The sequence below is a fragment of the Microbacterium umsixpiens genome (genome assembly GCF_053543675.1).
The window spans coordinates 1-679 of sequence record NZ_JBLVOH010000222.1 but is presented as its reverse complement, the minus strand read 5'-3'; the positions used below and the strand labels follow the sequence as shown (position 1 = coordinate 679).

Below are 679 nucleotides of genomic sequence, written 5' to 3'. Positions count from 1 at the left end.
CCCCCGACTCCCCTGGGGTGTTGAGGAGGATGCTCGTCGTCGAGCCGCCGTACATGCCGCCGTAGTAGATGCCGGCGAAGGTGATGAGCGCCGCGGCGGGATCGAGCGTGTAGGTGAGGGGCAGCAGCAGCGCCACCGTCATCGCGGGGCCGATGCCCGGGAGCACTCCGACCGCGGTGCCGACGAAGACGCCGAGGAAGGCGAACGCGAGGTACTGCGGCTGCAGCGCGGTCGCGAATCCCTCCAGGAGCAGGGTCCAGCTGTCCATCAGAACATCCTTCCGAGCCAGCCGAGAGCAGGACCCCACGGCAGCGACAGACCGAGCAGACCGCCGAAGACGATCTGGATCACGAGGGCTACGACGATGCCGATGAGGAACGCCATCCACCACCGTTTGGCGGCGAGCGACCACGCGACTCCGCCGAACAGCAGGGCGGCTGCGGGCGCCCATCCCAGCGGCTCGATCAGGAGCAGGTGCGCGACGACGAGTCCCGCGAGCTTGGCGAGGGTGACCCAGTCGGTCGGGAGGCTCTGATCGACGTCTTCCGCGTCCTCCGCCCCGCCGCGTTCCCCCCGCAGCACGCCGATCAGGACGGCGACCGCGGAGGCGAGCAGGATCACCGAGACGAAGATCGGGAAGACCGTCGGCCCGGCCTTCATGCCGACCGGGACATGGATC

Annotated in this window: 2 protein-coding genes; both read right to left on the bottom strand. The window is 69.4% G+C overall.

Going from position 1 to position 679, the window contains the following annotated elements:
* Positions 1–268, bottom strand: a 268-nt coding sequence (locus tag ACNPM4_RS18610; RefSeq protein ID WP_448986688.1) for a tripartite tricarboxylate transporter permease, incomplete at its 3' end; no start/stop codon positions are given.
* Positions 268–679 (bottom strand): tripartite tricarboxylate transporter TctB family protein (locus ACNPM4_RS18605; protein ID WP_448986686.1); only part of this gene is annotated, 412 nt, incomplete at its 5' end. The genes ACNPM4_RS18610 and ACNPM4_RS18605, both read right to left, overlap by 1 nt.